Here is a 16,101-nt window from a genome sequence, read left to right as displayed (position 1 = left end):
TTTCAAGCGGTGGCTGATAAAGCATTCGCGGGCAAGCCTCGCTCCTACAGATACAGGTGGGTCGTGGGCAAGGATCTGAACGGGAGTTTTGCAATGAACAGGACCATCACAATTGCCAGTTGTGCACTCGCCGTCGGCGCTGCGCTGATCTGGTACGGCGTATCGCGCACGACACCGCCAACCCTGCTCAGCGAGGTCGCGCTGCCCAACACCTGGAAAGGTCAGACCCTTGAGCGCGACGGTGTGTCGGTGGCGCTCGAAGTGCGGGCGCTGGCCAAGGACGGGGTACTGCGCGAAGGCGAGTTCGCCGACGTGCAATTTCGCGTGACGGACAAGGCCTCCGGTCAGCCGCTGGCGGGCGTCGCTCCCGGTGCATGGATCGACCCGGAGGTGACCGCCGCCGATCAGGCCCAGGGCCGCGACAAGAGCTGCAAGTCGCGGGTGAGCACCTTCCTCAGATCGAACATCGGCGCACGGCCGCTGCTCGACCTCAACAGTTATTTCCTGCTGGTGATGAACCGCGATGCCAGTGTCATGGTGGTGGATCCGTCTGTCTCGGTGGGCGGCATCACCAGCACCATGGCGCGGATCGACATCAAGCAACCGCCGATGGACTGGGTCACTCCCAAGGACAACAAGCGGGTATTCGTCTCGATGCCCACCGCTGACGAAGTTGCGGTGATCGACAGCGAACAGTTCAAGGTGATCGACTCGGTGGCCGCCGGCAGTAACCCGGTGCGCGTGGCCCTGCAACCGGACGAGCGCCTGCTGTGGGTCGGCAACAACGCCAAGACCGCTGAGCTATCAGGCGTGACTGTGATCGACAGCGTGAGCCTCAAGACCCTCAAGCACCTGCCAACCGGCAGCGGCCACCACGAAATCGCCTTCAGCAAGGACAGCCGCTTCGCCTTCGTTACCAACCGCGACGACGGCACCCTGAGCATCATCGACATCGCCAGCCTGACCCTGATCAAACAGCTCAAGACCGGCTCACATCCGCTGTCGGTGGTCTACTCGCCACTGTCCGGTGCCGCCTACGTGGCCGATGGCAGGGACGGCACGGTGACGGTGGTCGACGCCGCGAGCCAGTCGGTGCGGCGGGTGATCAAGCTCAAGCAGGGCCTGGGCCCGATGGGCTTCAGCGCCGACGGTCGCTTCGGCATCGTGCTCAACACCCTGGAAAACCAGGCGTCGGTGATCGACGCCGCCAACGACGCACTGATCCATGACCTTGACGTGTCCGCCGAGCCTTACCAGGTGGTGTTCACCAAGAACTACGCCTACGTTCGCGGGCTGGCATCGTCCAAGGTGACCATGATCAACCTGGCGTCGCTGGGCGAAGGCCGCAAGCCGATCACCCAGGGTTTCGAAGCCGGCACCCAGTCGCCGCGCATGGCCGGTGACTTGCCGCTGGCCTCGAGCCTGGCGGTGTCGCGGGACGAGAACTCGGTGTACGTGGTCAACCCGGTGGACAACACCACCTACTTCTACGCCGAAGGCATGAACGCGCCGATGTCCGGTTACCCCAACCGCGGGCAAGTGGCGCGGGCAGCGATGGTCATCGACCGCAGCCTGCGCGAAGTCGAACCAGGGCTGTACAGCTCGCGGATCAAACTGCCGCCGGCCGGGCGTTTCGACGTGGCTTTCCTGCTCAATCAACCGAGCATCGTGCACTGCTTCAGCACCGTGGTGGAGACCAACGACAGCGCCCCGCAAACCGCCGGCGTGCCGAAAGTGGAGTTCATGCTCGACAAATCCACCACGCATCTGGGCAGCCCTTACACCGTGCGGTTCCGCATCGTCCAGGGCAAACAGAAGACCAGCCGCAGCGGCGTGACAGACGTGCAGGTGCGTTACTTCCTGGCTCCCAGTTCACGGCCACAAACGGTCACCGCGCGGGACGTCGGCGACGGCGTCTATGAAGCCCCGGTCACCCTGAACCAGAACGGCGCCTGGTACCTGCACGTCCGTGCCGCGTCCCTGGGCATGAACTTCGGCGATCAAACATTTGCCAGCGTTCGGGTGTTGCCGGAGCACGCGCATTGAAAGCACGCTCATTGAAGAGGACATCGACATGAACCGATTTGCACAAAGTGGACTGCTGACACTCTGCCTGCTAGCCGTCGGCATCGGCCAGGCCATGGCCCATTCGACGGATGAACACGCCGGCCACGACATGTCGGCCAAGAGCGCTTCCTCGGAGAGCGCCCAGGTCAAGTTCGCCGACGTGACCCTGGTGGATCAGAACGGCAAGAACGTGAGCCTGGAAAAGGACCTGGTCAGCAACAAGATCGTGGTCATGAGCTTCATCTACACCAGTTGCACCACGGTCTGCCCGGTGGTGTCCTCGATCATGGGCAAGGTGCAGACCCAGCTGGGCGCGCGGGTCGGTCAGGAAGTGCAGCTGGTGTCGATCAGCATCGACCCGCAGCGCGACGACGCCAAGCGTTTGAACGAATACGCCCGCGCCTTCCAGAAAGGGCCGGGCTGGAGCTGGCTCACAGGTTCCCCGCAGTCGGTCAACGAAACCCTCAAGGGCCTGGGCAGTTTCAGCGGTGACTTCAAGAGCCATCAGCCGCTGATTCTGGTGGGCGACGGCAACAGCCGCCACTGGACCCGTTACTACGGTTTCACCGATCCGAAAGTGCTCAGCCAGCAGGTCGAGAAACTCAGCGGCGAACGCAACGTCCACGCCAAGCACACCGCCATCGCCATGGAGCATCAGCCATGAAAGCCCTCGCCTTGATCTGCCTGACTTTATGCTTTTGCGTCGTTAGCTTCATGGCGTTTTCCCACGAGGGTCATGTGCAACCGGCGCCTGGTTCGGAAGTGGCGGCATCGTCAGCTCCCGCTGCACAACCGGCGGGTGGCACCCGCGACGCCAAGACCTGGTTCACCGATACGCCCCTGCAGGACCAGAACGGCAACACCCTGCGTTTCTACAGCGATGCCCTGCAGAACCGTGTGGTGCTGCTCAACGTGATTTTCACCAGCTGCAACGATGCCTGCCCGCTGATCACCCAGAAGCTCAAGGAAGTACGTGAAGTGCTGGGCGACAAGGCGGACGGCGTGACCTTTATCTCCCTTACCAGTGATCCGCTGCGCGATACACCGGCGGTACTCAAGGCTTACACCTTGAAGCAGGGCGTCGATGGGCCCCACTGGCTTTTTCTAACTGGCGACAAGGCGCAAATGGACCTTGTATTGAGCCGAATCGGCCAGATCGTGCCGACTCCAGAGCAACATTCGACCCAGCTGATTGTCGGCGATGTGGCCAACAAGCGCTGGAGCAAGATCCGTCCCGATGCCCCGGCCGCCGCCATTGCCCAGCGCTTGCAGCTGCTGACAATGCCCGTGGCCGGTCGCTGAGTCCGGGTCATGAAAAGCGCCCTGATCCTCGGCCTGCTGCTCTGTTGCGGTCTGAACCTGACTGCCCAGGCGCTGACATTGAATGCCAATGAAAGCGCCGGCAAACGCCTGTACCGCGAGGGCGTGTCGGCCAGCGGTGAGCCGATCATGGCGCGGATCGGCGCGGCGGGCACGCTATTGCCGGCCACCAGCCTGCCGTGCGCCAACTGCCATGGTGCCGACGGCCAGGGGCGTCCGGAAGGCGGGGTGCGGCCGCCGGAGTTGAGCTGGTCGCGGCTGACCAGCACTTACGGTCAGCAACAGATCAACGGGCGCAGCTACCCGTCCTATACCGACGGCACCCTGGCCCGTGCGGTGCAGGAAGGGCGCGACCCGGCCAACAACCATCTGGACCCGGCGATGCCGCGCTTCGTGCTGTCGATGAACGATCAGCGCAACCTCACGGCGTATTTGAAACGCCTGGCCGACGACCGCGATCCGGGCCTGAGCCCCGACAGCCTGCACCTGGGCACCTTACTGCCGAACAGCGGCGCGCTGGGCGAGGAGGGCGCCACGGTGGCGGCGGTGCTGCGTGGCAGCGTGGCGCGCATCAACGAGGCGGGCGGCATTCATGGCCGGCAGTTGCGCCTGACGATTCTCGATCCGGGGCCCGACCGCGCCAGCGCCGAGCAGGCCCTCAACCGGCTGATCGAACAGGAACAGGTCTTCGCCCTGATTGCCCCGCTGGTGCCGGCGCTGGACTCGGAACTGGCGTCACGCCTGGATCAGGCCGGCGTGCCGCTGATCGGACCGCTGTCGCTGCAGGGGGCGGCCCAGGCCAGCCGGCAGATCTTCGAGCCGCTGCCGGGGTTGCGCGAACAGATGATCGCCCTGGCCGATTACGCCGCCGCCAGCCTGCGGGTGCTCCAGGGGCCGACGCTGATCGCCTACCCGGACGAACCCGGCCAGCGCGAGGCGGCGCAGAAGCTCGCCCAATACCTGCAAGACAACGCCTGGCAGAAAGTCCGTCTGCAAGCCTATCAATCGGCGCAGGACGACCTGCCTCTGGGCTCGCGCTCGGTGTTCTACCTGGGCAGCAGCACAGGCTTCAGCAGCTTGGCCGCACGCTTGGAGACGGCGGGGCAGGTGCCTTACCTGTTCGCCGCCTCGAATCAGGTCGCGGGCGACTTGCTGCAAGTGCCCAGCGGATTTTCCCGGCGGGTGTTCCTGGCGTATCCGTTCGTGCCCAGCGACTGGACCCAGGCCGGGCGCATGGCCCTGACCCAGTTGCGCGAGCGTCAACGCCTGGGCGGCGAACATGCGGTGCTGCAGGTCGGCGCGTACAGCTCGATGATGCTGCTCAGCGAAGGCATGAAACAGGCCGGGCGCGACGCCAGCCGCGAAAAACTGGTGAGCGCTCTGGAGAGCCTGCATGACTTCGACACCGGCCTGACCCCGCTGATCAGCTTCGGTCCGGGCCGCCGCCTGGGCCTGAGCGGCGCCCACGTGGTCACCGTGGACTTGCCCGACCAGCGTTTCTATCTGGTTGCCCCTTACAAACCCATTACCGCCATGCCTTGACTGGAGGTCGAACATGAAGCTCAACACGGTGCTGGTTATGTTGTCGTTGTGGGTGCCCATGACATTCAGCAGCCATGCGTTCAGCAGCAATGAACCGATCGCGGCACGGGTCAACGGCGAGGAAATCACCCAGATGCGCCTGGAGCGCTACTTCGCCGAGTACCTGGAGGATCAGGGCAGGGCGGTGGCAAGCATCCGTAACCCCACGGCCTATAAAAAGCTGCGCAATGCTGCGCTGGATGCGCTGATCGACAAGGAACTGCTGTGGCAGGAAGCGCAAAAGCGCGGGGTGCAGATCAGCGACGCCAGGGTGCAGAGCCAGGTCGACCAGACCCGTCAAGCCATGGGCGGAGCGCAATCGTTTGCACGCAGGCTTGAGGATGCCGGCTTCAATGAGGCAACCTACACCGATTACACCCGTCGCGAGCTGGCGGCACAGCAGGTTTACGCCGAACTCAACCAGGCTGAGATCCAGAAGGCCGGTCAGCCGGACGAGAAGGAGGTCAAGGCGTTCTTCGACGAGCATCGTGCCGAGATGAACCAGCCTGAACAGATTCAGGTCAGGCATATCCTGATCAAGGTGCCTCAGGGTGCGGAGGCTTCCACTGAAGCCGCCGCAAGACTACGCTTGGAGGCAATCCGTAAAAAAATCGGACAGCCTGCGGACTTTGCCATTGTCGCGCGCGAGTCGTCCGAAGATGAATCCGCCAGCCAGGGCGGCGAACTGGGCTACTTCCCCCGTGGACGTATGATGCCCGAGTTCGAGGCGGCGGCTTTCGCCCTGGCACCGGGGGCTATCAGCGAACCGGTGCGTACGCCAGTTGGATGGCATTTGATCTATTTAGAGAACCGAATGGAGGCAAGCGATGTCACACAAGAGCAAGGACTTGACATGGTACGGGCGTACCTTGCCCGACAGAAACATGTCCAGGCTCGCCTGCAGGTTCTGGCGCAATTGCGCGCCGGCAACCGGATCGAACGAATCGACGACGAATGAAGGCTTGCCCCCAAAAGTGGGGAATGGCTTCGACGCGCACCCGTTCGGTTTCCCCCGTTTGTGGGGAATGGGGGACGTGGACAAAAAGGCATTGTCAGTAAATTCAAGGACATGAAGACTTAAAATTACCGGCGCTCAGCCTGGCATGAAGTGTGCGTTAGACCTATCAAGGCGCGCACTCTACCAGGTTCGGTATTCGGACCTGCGGTTTCAAGGAGTCCACCTTGTTGAACAAAAAAGTACTGGTTGTTGAAGACGAACAGCTGCTGGCGGAAAACCTGCAAGGTTACCTGCAGGCGCAAGCACTGGAAGTCCGGATAGCTCACAACGGTGAGACGGCGATTGGCGAAGCCGAACGCTTTTCACCCGATGTGATGGTGTTCGATTACCGTTTGCCCGATATGGAAGGCTTTCAGGTGCTCGATGCCGTCCGCCAGAACAGGAAATGCCATTTCGTGCTGATTACGGGGCACCCCACCGCAGAGGTTTGCGAAAGGGCCCGGGAGCTGGGAGTCAGCCACATCCTGTTCAAACCTTTTCCATTGGCGGAATTGGCCCGTGCAGTCTGCGATCTTCTTGAGGTGAAACGCGAACCCAACGCGAACGCGAGCCCATCCGAAGGCTTTGTCGAACGACGCCAGAGCAGGACCGAAAGTTTCCCGCTGCAGTTGTACGACGGAAGTTGGGTGCTTGCGGATCGCCGACGAGGTTCAACGGTATCCAAAGCGCCAGACGACGAACAACTGCTCACCGGGGAGTAATGGCGCGACAAGACGTTCCGGCACCCGCCGCAATTGCTCGCCGCGCCGACAGGGCTCAAAGCCCCGGGCGTTGGAGAGCAAGCCATGGACCGTCTGTCACTTGTCGTCGATGCTGTGCCGCTGGACTGCGTACCGACCCGGTTTACCAGTGAACAATTAGCCCAGGCTCGCATCCTGGCCGCCGCTTCCGGCGAACGCGTCCTCAATGCCCTTGCCGACCTGAGCGAACTGGCGCCGATGCCGTTCATTCAGTGTCTGGGCGCCACCCTGCATTATCCGGTGCTCGACACCGACGCCCTGTTCCAGGCGACGCCGGTATTCGACCGGGTCACCCTGGCCCAATGCCTCAAGCGCGAATTCATCCTGCTGCGTCACGACGATGCGGTCATCGGTGTGTTCGCCGACCCCTTCGACACCGCGCGCCTGGCCTGGATCGACGATTGCCTGCACGGCGCGCCGCTGCACCTGGTGCACGCCGACGACCTCAAAGCCTACCTGGCACGCCACGAAGAGAGCTTCCACGCGGTGGAATCGCTCAATGCGCAGTCGGACGGCAATATCGAAATCGACAACCTGCAGACCCTGTCGCTGACCAGCATCAGCGAAGACTCCAGCGTAGTGGTCAAGCTGGTCAACTCGACCCTGTACGATGCCCTGAAGATGCACGCCAGTGACATCCATCTGGGCACCACCGGCAGCGGCCTGGTGATCAAGTACCGCATCGATGGCGTGCTCAACAATATCTCCAAGATCCAGGGCAGCGAGTTCGCCGAACAGGTGATCTCCCGGGTCAAGGTCATGGCCGAACTGGACATCGGCGAAAAACGCGTGCCACAGGACGGTCGCTTCAAGATCGGCATCAACGGTCGGCAGATCGACTTCCGGGTGTCGATCATGCCGAGCATTTTCGGCGAAGACGCAGTGCTGCGGGTGCTCGACAAACAGGACCTGGCCGACAAGGTCTGCGGCGTGCAGTTGCAGGCCCTGGGCTTCGAAGAGGAAACCCTGCGCCAGCTGCGCCGCCTGGCCGCCGAGCCCTACGGCATGGTGCTGGTGACCGGCCCCACCGGTAGCGGCAAGACCACCACCCTGTACGCGATGATCACCGAGATCAACCACGGCGTGGACAAGATCATCACCATCGAAGACCCGGTGGAATATCAACTGCCGGGCGTGCTGCAAATCCCGGTCAACGAAAAGAAAGGCCTGACCTTCGCCCGCGGCCTGCGCTCGATCCTGCGTCACGACCCGGACAAGATCATGGTCGGTGAGATCCGCGACCCGGACACCGCACAGATCGCCGTGCAATCGGCCCTCACCGGGCACCTGGTGTTCACCACCATCCACGCGAACAACGTGTTCGACGTGATCGGCCGTTTCACCCAGATGGAAATCGATCCCTACAGCCTGGTCTCGGCGCTCAATGCGGTGCTGGCCCAGCGTCTGATCCGTCTGGTCTGCGCCACGTGCAGCGCGCCTTACACCCCAAGCGCCGAAGAACTGGAAGCCTCGGGCCTGGATCCGCAACAGGTCGACCACTACCACTTCGTGCACGGCAAGGGCTGCGGTCACTGCCGCGGCACCGGTTATCGCGGCCGTAGCGCCATCGCCGAGCTGCTGCACCTGGACGACGAACTGCGGCAGATGATCGTCGAGCGCCAGCCGATCACCAAAATCAAGGCGCACGCCTGCAAACATGGACTGCACCTGCTGCGCGAATCCGCGCTGGAGTTGGTGCAACAAGGCCGGACCACTCTCGAGGAGATCAATCGTGTCACTTTTATCTCGTGAGCGTTTTGTCGCCGTCATCGGCGCCAGTGGTGTCGGCCTGGGTCAGCGTCAGGGCAGTCAAACCCTGTGGCTGGGCAGCGTCGGCTACATCGACGAAGGCTTCGGCGCCTGGACCGTGGCCCTGGAAACCCTCGACCGCCTGCTGGGCGAGCATGCCCGCGCAGGCTCGGAGCTGACCGTGGTGGTTTCCGGTCACTTCAGCCGCTTCTGCCTGGTGCCCTGGAGTGAGCAGATCAGCAGCCCCGACGAACTGCAGGGTTTCGCCCAACTGTGCTTCGAAGACCTGTACGGCGTGGCGAACCAGCCCTGGAGCCTGGTGCTCTCGGCCGAGCCTGCCGGCTACGACCGGATTGCCACGGCGCTGCCACAGGATTTGCTGGAACGCCTGCGCGCGCTGGCCAGCGCTCGCAAACTGCATCTGAAGTCGGTGCAGCCGTACCTGATGGCCGCCTTCAACCACTTCGACAAGAGCTTCGAAACCGGCGACTTCCTGTTCGTGGTCGCAGAACCCGTACGCAGCGTGTTGCTGGTGGCCCGCGAAGGTCGCTGGACCTCGGTGCGTTCGGTGGGCAGCAACGACAGCGATGCCGCGCTGACCGCGCTGATCGGCCGTGAAAGCCAGCTGCTGGCCTCCACCAGCGAACGGCCGCTGAACGTTTACCTGCATGCTCCGGCGCGCATCGAATCGCACCCCGAGATTCACGGCGTGCACCTGCGGACCCTCGAAGAGGACCGGGCTGGCGTACACGATTGCCTGTACGTCATGTCCCGGGCGGTGGCCTGACATGCGCGCCTTGATGCTCGACTTCCAACCCCGCAGCCGGTCTACGCCACTGGGCTGGAGCCTGCTGGCCGTCGGTGTGGTACTGGCGCTGACCTGCATGGTGGTTCAACAGCACCTGAGCGGGGAGGCCGAACAACAGCAAGGTCACCTGCAGACCACCCAGCGGGTACTCAGTGGCGACACCGGCACCAGTACCGGCGGCAAAGTCAGCCTGAGCCCCGCCGAAACCCGCGAACAGGCGCAGAACCTGGCGGAGATGCGCAAGGTCTCGCAACAGCTGCGCCGCCCTTGGGAACGCCTGTTCTCCACCCTCGAGGCCATGCCTCGGGAAAACGTCGCCCTGCTGAGCCTGACTCCGGATGCACGCAAGGGCCAGGTGCGGATCAGCGCCGAAGCCCGGGACCTGGAAGCCATGCTCGACTTCCACCAGCGCCTGGAGGCCACCGACGAGCTGTCCGATGTATCGCTGCTGAGCCACGAAATCGTGACCAACGTGCCGGAGCAACCGGTTCGTTTCAATCTGTCGGCCACTTGGGAGATCGGCGATGCAAATCTCTAAATTGATCGTCCGTGAATACCTGCAACGTCTGGGCGTGCCTGGCCTGGCTGGCATGGCCCTGGTGGTGGTTGCGCTGGTGTACGGCCTGGCCGGTCTGCTGCCGGACTGGCAGTCGCTGCAAAGCCTCAGCCAGCAGACCCGCGAAGCCCGCGAGTACCTGGCCAAGGTCGAAGACGGCACGGTGGCCGCTCCGGTGGTGCCGCAGCGCCAGCTCGATGATTTCCGCAGCAAGTTGCCGTCGCAGCCTCAGGCCACCGTCGCCATCGACAAGATCTACGCCTTGGCCGCTCAGGAACGCATCACCCTGGCACGGGGCGAGTACTCCCTGGGGATCGATCCGAAGACTCACCTGGCCCGCTATCAGATTCTGCTGCCGGTGCGTGGCAGCTACCCGCAACTGCGGCGCTTCATGCACGCCTTGCTCGGCCAGTTGCCGGCGGTGGTGGTGGAAGACCTGGAGTTGCAACGCAAGAAGATCGCCGACACCGACCTTAACGGACGGATCCGCATGACCCTTTACCTGTCGAGGTCATGATGAACAGCAAACGAGTAGTGGGTTGGGTGGCGTTCCTGGGTGCGGCGGCAGCGCTGACCTGGTTCTCCGATGCCTTCAATCCGGCCGAAGAAGCCGATGTGGAAGTGGCCGCCGTGGCCACGCCCGCCAAGGCCAGCGCCGACGGCAAAACGCCGGCTGCCAAGGCTGCAGCGGCGCCGGCGGCGATCAAGGACCTGGGTCCGGCCGGCGATCTGTTCGCCGCCCGCAGCTGGAAAGCGGCGCCGACCCTGGCCGTCGTCACCGAGCAACCCGTCACCGTCGCCCCGGTCGTGCAGGCCCCGACTGCACCACCGATGCCGTTCCAGTTCGTCGGCCGGATGGATGACCGTACCGATCTGCAGGTGTTCTTGCAGAACGGCGAGAAGATTTACGTCGTGCGCAAAGGGGATGTAATCGACGAAACATGGAAGATCGAGCGGATTTCCGACATGGAACTGAGCCTGGTCTATCTGCCTCTGCATTTGTCCCAGACTCTGTCTGTAGGGAGCGCGCAATGAACAAATCCCGTCTGTTTTTGAGCATGTGCCTGTGTGCCGGTCTGGCTGCCTGCAGCTCGGCCCAGGTGGCCAAGGATGAAGGCGTCAGCCTGATGGAATCGGGTCAGTACGAAGCCGGCCTGGCGCGGATCGAAGAAGGTTTGCGCGAAAACCCACGGGACACCGAACTTCACCTGGCGCTGACCAGTGGCCGCGCGCGCGCCGTGACCGCGCTGCTGGCCCAGGGCGACATGGCTCGCACCCAGCGTGATTTCGCCACCGCTCGCCTGACCTACGGGCGGGTGCTGGTCATCGAGCCGAACAACCGTCGGGCCCAGGACAACATCCGCCAGCTGGATCACATGCGCAGCCTCGACGAAAAACTCGAACTGGCCCGTGGCGATCTGCGTCGCGGTGACATCTACGGGGCCGACCGTCAGGTCAAACAGATCCTCGAACTGGACCCCAACAACGAAGGCGCCCTGGAACTGCAAAGCAACGTCCGTCTGGTGCAGAGCCGCAACGTGATTCAGTACCCGCAGCTGCGCACCCGCCTGGATAAACCGGTGACCCTGGAATTTCGAGATGCCAATCTGAAGACCATTTTCGAAGTGCTGTCCCAGGTCGCCGGTCTGAACTTCATCTTCGACAAGGACCTGCGCCCGGACATGAAAGCCACCATCTTCGTGCGTGACGTGCGCATCGAGGACGCCGTGGCGCTGCTGCTGCAACAGAACCAGCTGCACCAGAAAGTGGTGAACGAAAACACCCTGCTGATCTACCCGGATTCGCCGCAGAAGCTCAAGGATTACCAAGAGCTGGTGATGCGCACTTTCTACCTGACCAGCATCGATGCCAACACCGCGCTGAACATGGTCAAGACCATGCTCAAGACCCGTGACGTGTTCGTCGATGAGCGCCTCAACACCCTGACCATGCGCGACACCGGCGATGCCATCCGCATGGCCGAAAAGCTGCTGCAATCGCAGGATCAGTCCAACCCTGAAGTGGTGCTGGAAGTGGAAGTGATGGAGGTCGCCACCCAGCGCATCCTTGATCTTGGCCTGCAATGGCCGAACACCTTCGGCGTGGTCAACAGCGATGGTTCGGCAGTGACCCTGCTCGATCAGCTCAAGGGCATCAACTCCAGCCGGATCACCATCTCGCCGTCGCCGCAGGCCAAGATCAACGCCCAAGACAACGACATTAACACCCTGGCAAGCCCGGTGATCCGCGTCAGCAACCGTGAACAGGCCCGCATCCACATCGGTCAGCGCGTGCCGATCATCAGCGCCACTTCGGTGCCGTCGACCCAAGGGCCGGTGATCACCGAAAGCGTGACTTACCTGGACGTCGGTCTGAAACTGGAAGTGCAGCCGACCGTACACCTGAACAACGAAGTGGCGATCAAGGTTGCGCTGGAAGTGAGTAACGCCACACCGCTGGAACCGACCCGCCAAGGCACCATTCCGGTCCAGGTCGACACCCGCAACGCCCAGACCACCCTGCGTCTGCACGATGGCGAAACCCAGATCCTCGCCGGCCTGATGCGTAACGACCATGGCTCCACCGGCAACAAGATTCCGGGGCTGGGCGACATTCCGGGTATTGGCCGCCTGTTCGGCAGCAACAAGGACACCGTGGGCAAATCCGAGCTGGTACTGTCGATCACTCCACGGGTGGTGCGCAATCTGCCGTACCAGAGCCCGTCGGACATGGAATTCACCACCGGCACCGAAACCAGCATGCACATCCAGGCGCCGGATCGCAGCCTGCAGTCGTCGGTACAGCCACAGCAACTGGATCGGCCGATTGCCACCAATACCAGCGTCAACCCCAACACCAACGTCGAAATCAGCGTCGGGAAGCCTTGATCATGAACGCCTCGCAACGCGGGTTCACCCTGATCGAAGTCGTCGTCACGCTGGCCCTGATCGGCCTGCTGGCCGGCATGGCAGCGCCGCTGACCGAGACCCTGGTGCGCCGTGGCAAGGAGCAGGATCTGCGCACTGCGCTGTACCAGATCCGCGATGCCATCGATGCCTACAAACGGGCCTTCGATGCGGGCTACATCGAGAAGTCGCTGGACAGCAGCGGCTATCCGCCAAATCTGAAAGTGCTGGTCGAGGGCGTGCGTGACGTGCGCAGTGCCAAGGGCGCCAAGTTCTACTTCCTGCGGCGCATTCCCCACGACCCGCTGGCGACGGTCAAGCGTGACGACGAAGGTGGTTGGGGCCTGCGCTCCTACGACAGTTCGGCGGAAAACCCACGGGATGGCCAGGACGTCTTCGACGTCTACTCCAAGGCCCGTGGCAAAGGCCTCAACGGCATCGCGTACCGGGAGTGGTGAGCATATGCGCCGGCAAAAGGGATTTACCCTGTTGGAACTGATGGTGGTCATGGCAATCATCGCAACTCTGATGACCATTGCCTTGCCACGCTACTTCAACAGCCTGGAGGCCTCCAAGGAGACCACGCTGCGTCAGAGTCTGTCGGCCATGCGCGAGGCGCTGGATCACTACTACGGCGACACCGGGCGTTACCCCGATTCCCTCGATCAACTGGTGGAACTGCGCTACCTGCGCAACCCGCCGATGGACCCGATTGCCGAGCGCAAGGACACCTGGGTCATGGTGCCACCGCCTGAAGGCGTCGCTGGCGGCGTGTCGGACATCAAGAGCGGTGCCACAGGGAGGGCGCGTGATGGCAGCCTTTATTCCGAGTGGTAAGCCCGCTTCCCAGGGCGGTTTCACCTACCTGGGCGTGCTGATGCTGATTGTGGTGATGGGCATGGGCCTGGCCAGTGCCGGCGAGCTGTGGGCCACCGCCTCGCGCCGCGACCGGGAAAACCAGTTGCTCTGGGTCGGCACCCAGTACGCCCAGGCGCTGCGCAGCTACTACCGCAGTTCGCCAGGCCTGGCCCAGTACCCGAAAGAGCTGGCCGACCTGTTGCAGGACGAGCGTTTTCCCAGCGCCAAACATCATCTGCGCCAGCTCTATCCGGATCCGATCAATGGCGGTGAATGGTTTTTGATGCGCGGCTTCGACGGACGCATCACCGGCATCAGCAGTGCGTCCACCGACAAGCCGCTCAAGCAGACGGGCTTTCCCGCGCAGTGGTCGGATTTCAACGGCATGGCCAGCTACAAGGACTGGCAGTTCGTGGCCGAGAAAGCCTTCACCGATGGCACCGGCCCGGTCAAGGGTCAGTCCACCGCGCCACAGGCGTTGCAGCCATGAACCGCTTCTGCCTGGCGCTGATCCTGGTGCTGAGCGCCGGCGTGGCCTCGGCCGCGGAAGAGGACGAGATGCTCGGGTTCATCATCGACGACACGATCTCGCACATCGGTCACGATTTTTACTACTCGTTCAGTGAACGCCTGCGGGCCACCAGCCCGATGGATTTCAACCTGGTGGTACGCGAACGGCCATCGGCTCGCTGGGGCAGCCTGGTGACTGTGGAGTTTCAACAAAGACTGATTTATCGGCGCTTTCTGCCGCCGAACACCGTGGAGCTCAAGGACGAGGCCTATGACGCCGCCGACTGGGTACGCGGACAGATTGTGCAGAAAAAACTGGAAGCCTTGTTGCAGGACACCACGGACCTTGAGAGGGACGAATTATGAAAACAACAATGATTTTGCAAAGCGCGGGTCTGTGCCTGCTGGGACTGGGCGCCAGTGCGCTGGTCCAGGCCACCGAGCTGGTCTACACCCCGGTCAACCCATCGTTCGGCGGCAACCCGTTGAACGGCACCTGGCTGCTCAATAACGCCCAGGCGCAGAACGACTACGACGACCCCGACTTGAAGAGTCGCACCGCGGCCACCGGTACCTCGGCCCTGGAACGCTTCAGCGCGCAGCTGCAATCGCGGTTGCTGGGGCAGTTGCTGGACAACATCAACAATGGCAACACGGGAAGCCTGTCCACCGACGCGTTCATCGTCAACGTCGTCGACGACTCGGGTTCACTGACGATTGAAGTGACCGATCGGGCTACAGGCGAAGTTTCCGAAATCAAGGTTAACGGCCTGAATTGATAGGGATTCGGATCGAGGGGAGTTAAGGACATGAAAAAGATAATTGCGCTAGGGCTGATGTTGGCGGCATTGACAGGTTGCAGTCTGCGCGAGCCGATGCCGGCCGAGCAGGACGAAAGAACCCCGACCCTGACCCCCAGGGCTTCGACCTACTACGACTTGATCAACATGCCTCGGCCAAAGGGTCGCCTGATGGCAGTGGTGTACGGTTTCCGCGACCAGACCGGTCAGTACAAACCGACCCCGGCCAGCTCGTTCTCCACCAGCGTCACCCAGGGCGCGGCGAGCATGCTGATGGACGCCATGCAGGCCAGCGGCTGGTTCGTGGTGCTCGAGCGTGAAGGGCTGCAGAACCTTCTGACCGAACGCAAGATCATCCGTGCCTCGCAGAAGAAACCCAACACCCCGGTGAACATCCAGTCCGAACTGCCACCGCTGCAGGCTGCGAACATGATGCTCGAAGGCGGGATCATCGCCTACGACACCAACGTGCGCAGCGGCGGGGAAGGGGCTCGCTACCTGGGGATCGACATCTCCCGCGAGTACCGCGTGGACCAGGTCACCGTGAACCTGCGGGCAGTGGATGTGCGCAGCGGGCAGGTGCTGGCCAACGTGATGACCAGCAAGACCATCTACTCCGTTGCCCGCAGTGCGGGCGTGTTCAAGTTCATCGAGTTCAAGAAGTTGCTGGAGGCCGAGGTCGGCTACACCACTAACGAACCTGCGCAATTGTGCGTGCTGTCGGCGATCGAAGCGGCGGTGGGGCACATGCTGGCGCAGGGGATCGAGCGGCGGTTGTGGCAGGTGGCGGGGGATAATTCGGTGACGGATTCCAATGAGACGCTGGATCGGTATCTGACTCAGAACAAGGTGGTGCCGGAGGAAGAGTGAGCCGAGGCGGCCTGGATATACCCGGTTTCAATCTGTAGGAGCGAGGCTTGCCCGCGAAGGCGGCCTCACGGACGATGCTGATTTCTCTGATATACCCGGTCAAATTGTGGGAGCGAGCCTGCTCGCGATGGCGGTTTTGAGGTTGAGTACATATCCATTGCTGCGGTAACGGCCGCTTCTGGTTTCGCCCTGACGGTCGAGTCCCTTTTGGCAAACGCCCGGAATGCCGGCCCAGCCAAAAGGAACCAAAAGGTCTCGCCCCGACGTTCGGTCCCTCGCCAAGGCTCGGGATCCCTTCGCTCCGGCATTCATCCGGGG

Annotated in this window: 18 protein-coding genes; all 18 read left to right on the top strand. The window is 62.6% G+C overall.

Going from position 1 to position 16,101, the window contains the following annotated elements; translation table 11 throughout:
• Nucleotides 1–93 precede the first annotated feature (93 nt).
• The 18 genes from ACW9JE_RS13240 (at nucleotide 94) to ACW9JE_RS13155 (ending at nucleotide 15,783) form a co-directional block, all read left to right on the top strand.
• Entirely contained in the window at nucleotides 94–2,046 is a 1,953-nt protein-coding gene (locus ACW9JE_RS13240) for a YncE family protein (protein WP_224537636.1), read from the top strand.
• A 28-nt stretch (nucleotides 2,047–2,074) separates the two neighbouring features.
• A complete protein-coding gene (locus ACW9JE_RS13235; protein ID WP_457432980.1) occupies nucleotides 2,075–2,731 on the top strand; it encodes an SCO family protein in 657 nt (218 codons plus the stop codon).
• Complete coding sequence (locus tag ACW9JE_RS13230) at nucleotides 2,728–3,369, top strand: SCO family protein (protein WP_224537632.1); 642 nt, start codon at nucleotides 2,728–2,730, stop codon at nucleotides 3,367–3,369. Before ACW9JE_RS13235 ends, ACW9JE_RS13230 begins: the two co-directional genes overlap by 4 nt.
• A gap of 9 nt (nucleotides 3,370–3,378) precedes the next feature.
• Nucleotides 3,379–4,929 carry a cytochrome c/ABC transporter substrate-binding protein gene (locus tag ACW9JE_RS13225; protein WP_457432979.1) on the top strand — a complete coding sequence of 517 codons (1,551 nt, stop codon included), beginning with the start codon at nucleotides 3,379–3,381 and terminating at the stop codon, nucleotides 4,927–4,929.
• A 13-nt stretch (nucleotides 4,930–4,942) separates the two neighbouring features.
• Nucleotides 4,943–5,926: a peptidylprolyl isomerase gene (locus tag ACW9JE_RS13220; protein ID WP_224537630.1), complete on the top strand. Its 984-nt coding sequence runs from the start codon at nucleotides 4,943–4,945 to the stop codon at nucleotides 5,924–5,926.
• A gap of 227 nt (nucleotides 5,927–6,153) precedes the next feature.
• Entirely contained in the window at nucleotides 6,154–6,687 is a 534-nt protein-coding gene (locus ACW9JE_RS13215) for a response regulator (protein WP_411961579.1), read from the top strand.
• A gap of 84 nt (nucleotides 6,688–6,771) precedes the next feature.
• Nucleotides 6,772–8,478, top strand: coding sequence for a GspE/PulE family protein (locus ACW9JE_RS13210; RefSeq protein ID WP_224537626.1), 1,707 nt, complete (start codon nucleotides 6,772–6,774; stop codon nucleotides 8,476–8,478).
• On the top strand, nucleotides 8,459–9,262 hold the full coding sequence (locus ACW9JE_RS13205; RefSeq protein WP_224537624.1) for a hypothetical protein: 804 nt from the start codon (nucleotides 8,459–8,461) through the stop codon (nucleotides 9,260–9,262). The genes ACW9JE_RS13210 and ACW9JE_RS13205 overlap by 20 nt, the downstream gene beginning before the upstream one ends.
• Nucleotide 9,263: 1 nt before the next feature.
• The gene (locus ACW9JE_RS13200) at nucleotides 9,264–9,821 is read left to right on the top strand and encodes a PilN domain-containing protein (RefSeq protein WP_457432978.1); all 558 of its coding nucleotides are present in this window, start codon (nucleotides 9,264–9,266) and stop codon (nucleotides 9,819–9,821) included.
• On the top strand, nucleotides 9,808–10,356 hold the full coding sequence (locus ACW9JE_RS13195) for a GspMb/PilO family protein (protein ID WP_457432977.1): 549 nt from the start codon (nucleotides 9,808–9,810) through the stop codon (nucleotides 10,354–10,356). The genes ACW9JE_RS13200 and ACW9JE_RS13195 overlap by 14 nt, the downstream gene beginning before the upstream one ends.
• On the top strand, nucleotides 10,356–10,874 hold the full coding sequence (locus tag ACW9JE_RS13190) for a hypothetical protein (RefSeq protein WP_457432976.1): 519 nt from the start codon (nucleotides 10,356–10,358) through the stop codon (nucleotides 10,872–10,874). The genes ACW9JE_RS13195 and ACW9JE_RS13190 overlap by 1 nt, the downstream gene beginning before the upstream one ends.
• Nucleotides 10,871–12,727, top strand: coding sequence for a secretin N-terminal domain-containing protein (locus tag ACW9JE_RS13185; RefSeq protein ID WP_457432975.1), 1,857 nt, complete (start codon nucleotides 10,871–10,873; stop codon nucleotides 12,725–12,727). Before ACW9JE_RS13190 ends, ACW9JE_RS13185 begins: the two co-directional genes overlap by 4 nt.
• Before the next feature lie 2 nt (nucleotides 12,728–12,729).
• Entirely contained in the window at nucleotides 12,730–13,203 is a 474-nt protein-coding gene (locus ACW9JE_RS13180) for a type II secretion system protein (protein WP_224537617.1), read from the top strand.
• Between the two features lie 4 nt (nucleotides 13,204–13,207).
• Nucleotides 13,208–13,582 (top strand): type II secretion system protein, encoded by a 375-nt coding sequence (locus ACW9JE_RS13175; protein ID WP_175380306.1) that lies wholly within the window; start codon nucleotides 13,208–13,210, stop codon nucleotides 13,580–13,582.
• On the top strand, nucleotides 13,557–14,093 hold the full coding sequence (locus ACW9JE_RS13170) for a type II secretion system protein (protein WP_175380307.1): 537 nt from the start codon (nucleotides 13,557–13,559) through the stop codon (nucleotides 14,091–14,093). Before ACW9JE_RS13175 ends, ACW9JE_RS13170 begins: the two co-directional genes overlap by 26 nt.
• Nucleotides 14,090–14,479 (top strand): curli production assembly/transport protein CsgE, encoded by a 390-nt coding sequence (gene csgE, locus ACW9JE_RS13165; RefSeq protein ID WP_224537615.1) that lies wholly within the window; start codon nucleotides 14,090–14,092, stop codon nucleotides 14,477–14,479. The genes ACW9JE_RS13170 and csgE overlap by 4 nt, the downstream gene beginning before the upstream one ends.
• 8 nt (nucleotides 14,480–14,487) lie before the next feature.
• The gene (locus ACW9JE_RS13160; RefSeq protein ID WP_457432974.1) at nucleotides 14,488–14,892 is read left to right on the top strand and encodes a curli assembly protein CsgF; all 405 of its coding nucleotides are present in this window, start codon (nucleotides 14,488–14,490) and stop codon (nucleotides 14,890–14,892) included.
• 30 nt (nucleotides 14,893–14,922) lie between these two features.
• The gene (locus ACW9JE_RS13155; RefSeq protein WP_224537612.1) at nucleotides 14,923–15,783 is read left to right on the top strand and encodes a CsgG/HfaB family protein; all 861 of its coding nucleotides are present in this window, start codon (nucleotides 14,923–14,925) and stop codon (nucleotides 15,781–15,783) included.
• The last annotated feature ends 318 nt before the right edge of the window (nucleotides 15,784–16,101 follow it).

This window comes from Pseudomonas sp. SDO55104_S430, assembly GCF_054070595.1.
The sequence above is the reverse complement of the archived record's forward strand: the minus strand, read 5'-3'. Positions and strand labels throughout refer to the sequence as shown.